4 protein-coding genes are annotated in these 3472 nt (G+C 54.0%); all 4 read left to right on the top strand.

What is annotated here, in order from left to right:
* A partial coding sequence (locus ACR0I7_RS19955) for an SDR family NAD(P)-dependent oxidoreductase (protein WP_480514106.1) occupies positions 1-686 on the top strand: 686 nt, incomplete at its 5' end.
* Positions 687-895: 209 nt separating this feature from the next.
* Complete coding sequence (locus ACR0I7_RS19950; RefSeq protein WP_480514104.1) at positions 896-1831, top strand: GntR family transcriptional regulator; 936 nt, start codon at positions 896-898, stop codon at positions 1829-1831.
* A 177-nt stretch (positions 1832-2008) separates the two neighbouring features.
* On the top strand, positions 2009-3058 hold the full coding sequence (locus tag ACR0I7_RS19945) for a patatin-like phospholipase family protein (RefSeq protein ID WP_480514102.1): 1050 nt from the start codon (positions 2009-2011) through the stop codon (positions 3056-3058).
* Between the two features lie 137 nt (positions 3059-3195).
* A partial coding sequence (locus tag ACR0I7_RS19940) for a catalase (RefSeq protein ID WP_480514100.1) occupies positions 3196-3472 on the top strand: 277 nt, incomplete at its 3' end.

The following is a 3472-nucleotide window of genomic DNA, read 5'->3' as shown; positions in this document are numbered from 1 at the left end:
GAAAGGCGATCGCGACCTGTCTTGCGCAGGTTGGGGCCGAGGTCGTGATCGCGGGCCGCCGCAGGGATGTGCTCGAAGTGACAGCGCAGCAGATTGGGCACGGTTGCCAATTCAGGGTTTTTGACATCACCGATATCACCTCGGTTCCCGAATTCGAGGCAGAGCTTGGACCCATCGATATATTGGTCAATAACGCGGGCAACACTCTGAAGAAACCATTCGAAGATCAGACTCTGGCAGAATTTGATCAAGTCTTTGACGTACATGTCCGCGGCGCTCTTGAGCTGAGCCGACAAGTTATCCGTCGGATGTTGGCTGATGATCGCCCGGGTACAATCCAGTTTCTGTCTTCAATGACAGCTTATATCGGCCAACCCCTGGTCTCAGGTTACACGGTATCCAAAACGGCAGTTGACGGGGTGATCCGCGGGTTATCAGCCGAGTTTGCGGCACGTGGCATTCGTATCAACGGTGTGGCGCCCGGATGGATCGATACCGATATTTTCCGTAAGGCAACGCATAATGATCCGGCCCGTAAGGAAAAGATCATGAGCCGCATTCCCATGGGCACGCTCGGGCAACCCGAAGATATCGGCTGGTGCTGCGCCTTCCTTGCCTCGCCTGCTGCGAAATACATCACCGGCCAGGTCGTGCTGGTGGATGGCGGCGGGGCGACCGGGTTCTAAGGTTCAGTGAGTTTTAGATCAATGAAAGCATGTTGATCGTTCCAAAAGACATCGATCCAGATGCAATCTCGGCAGCGCATGGAAAGGCAGCTAAAGAGAGTGACGTTGCCATCGCCCCAAAGGGTGGTATGTCGACACAGGAAGCAATCAGGCTTTTCAGTGCCCTGCGAGCTTATCGAAAGGCAAAGATGAAACAGTGAGTTCGGATCATGTCACGCAGTAACAGCACCTATAAAGAAGGGTACAACCGCGCCCTCGACATGATCGGTATGAGCAGAAACATGCATGAGCTACCAACCGAAGTTGTCTTGGCGGATACATGGGCTGTCAGCCGGACAACTGTACGCACAATTCTCAACCGGCTTCAGGATGCCGGTATTATCGAATGGTCGGGGCGCTCGAAAAAAGTGCTGAGGAAACCACGGCAAAACGAGTATTTTCCCGTCTCAGAGACCGAGCCGGTTTCAGAAAAGCTGCCATCGATGTTCATGGAATACATCTTTGCCAAAGAGCTGACCCCCGGCACCACCCTGCGTGAAACCGAGCTTGCCAAAGCGTTCGGCGTCGGATCCACGGCGGTTCGTGAATTTCTGATCCGGTTCTCTCGGTTTGGGCTGATCAAGAAGAACCCCAATCGGCACTGGGTTCTGCTTGGTTTCACACAAGGCTTTGCCGAAGAACTATTCGATGTACGCGAAGTATTTGAGCGCAAAGCCTTTTTGTCTTTTCTGTCGGGACCACCAGACCAACATAAAGACGTCATCAATCTACGCGACGAACATCAAGAAATCCTGACCAACATCGAGCGGGACTATATTCTGTTCCCACGTTTGGACGAAAAGTTCCATCGGATCTGGATCGACGAGTTCAACAATCGTTTTGTTCGGGACTTCTTTGAACTCATTTCGCTGGTGTTCCACTACCACTATCGTTGGAATAAAAAGGACGAGCTGGAACGCAACCGCCACGCGATCCAACAACATCTCGAGATAATATCCGCGCTTGAACATGGTGATATCCCTGGCGCCAAAACCGCATTCGACACCCATTTGGTGCATGCCAAGCAGACGCTCCTGCAATCGGCGATTTGGGACGTCCCAGAGGGTGCCGCTAAAAACTCCGGCCTCGGGCTGCGCAACCAGTAGGACACATGAACGCTGGCTATGTACGCCATAAGGCTGTCGGGTTCTTGTGCTTCGGCGATAATTTCCTGATGATATAGCCAAGAACTGAAACGAAGCAGTCACGCAGGCACGCGGCAGGGTATCAAACAACCCTGATCCGCAATCCATCGCTGACCAAAAAGACTTGGGATTACTTGGATGCCGTTTAAGCTGGTTTCCTGCGATGGTGGTGGAATTCGTGGATATCTGACCTGTCGCATTCTGCAGAGCCTGCACGAAGAAACGCAGCTTCTGGACAAGGCAGACGGTTTCGCAGGAACTTCGACCGGTGGCCTCATAGCGGTTGCTTTGGCGGATGGCCGGACACAGGGCAAGAACATGGCCGCTCTGATTGGTGAACTGGCCGAACACTATCGGGAAAACGCCGACACGATTTTTCGCGAAAACGAACGCAGCGTGCTGGACAAGGTGATGGACACGGTCCTGCGCAAGTTGAAACTGGGAGGCGGGCCGGGCATAACCGCAGCGCAATATAATGCTTCGGGACTGGCGGAGATCGGGCAATCCCTTGTCGGTGACAGAACACTTTCTTCACTGTCGCGCGATCTGGTTCTAGCCGTCAACACTGTATGCCTGCATCGCAATGACAAGGTCGGCTGGGCGCCGTTCACCATCACTAATCATGAGATCGAACGCGAATCCTGGCTGGATATGAGTGCGGTCAAACTGTTGGATGTGGCGATGGCCAGCTCAGCCGCCCCCTCTTATTTCCCGCCCCACCTGGTTAGGGCAGAGGGTGTTGACTACGGATACTTCGCCGATGGCGGCGCCTTCGCCAACAACCCTGTGATGAATGGAATACACGTCGCCATTGCGGCAGGCCATGCGCAGGGTTTGGATCAGATTGAAGCACTGTCAATAGGCACCGGACAACAGCCGACTGACATCTCCGAACAGATGATCCGCGACCCCGATGACTGGGGATTGCTGAAGTGGTTCGGCGTGACATCAAACGCGCCCAAAGGTGCATTAATCGAGTTGCTGCTGACAACTTCAGCGGAAAACCTGTACTGGATGGCTCATTTGGTTTTGAAAGAGCGTTTAGTCCGCCTGAATCCACCACTGCCGAAAATGGTTGGGCTGGCCACGCACAAACCGTCATCCTACACGCTGATGGATCAGGCGTTCGAGGCCAGCAAACAAGGACGAGACTGGCAAAAAGCCATCGAAATGCTGCGCCGTTGGTAAGGCTTGCCGACAGATCACACCCTGAGAAAACAACCGTCTAAACCCGCGTGACAGCGACCTTTTGGTTGCCTTTGGGATTCGAGCCGGTAAGGATATCCGACAAGTCTTAATCGTTTGTTAACGCTCAGGGGGGAAATATGAGCGCTCCCGGCATTGCCGAGCAGCTGGTTAATGTGCTGCACAGACCGGATGGCGATCCCAAACTGCGACCCGTTCACACAATAGGCATAAGCGCGACGGGTTTCTTCGAGCCCTCTCCGATTGCCCGCAATTTTTGCGCTGCTGACCATTTCAAAGCCGACAAGACAGACGTCATCGTCCGTTTCTCGAACGGATCGGGTTGTGCGGCTGTCCATGACGGATGGTCTGACGTGCGCGGTATGGCGGTCCGGTTTCATCTGTCCGATGGCACCG

It is taken from the genome of Ruegeria sp. AM1 (assembly GCF_056540745.1).
The sequence above is the reverse complement of the archived record's forward strand: the minus strand, read 5'-3'. Positions and strand labels throughout refer to the sequence as shown.

Excerpts from the sequence above, each read along its gene's own strand:
- ACR0I7_RS19950 (WP_480514104.1), top strand. The coding sequence starts at position 896 with ATGTCACGCAGTAACAGCACCTATAAAGAAGGGTACAACCGCGCCCTC.
- ACR0I7_RS19945 (WP_480514102.1), top strand. The coding sequence starts at position 2,009 with ATGCCGTTTAAGCTGGTTTCCTGCGATGGTGGTGGAATTCGTGGATAT.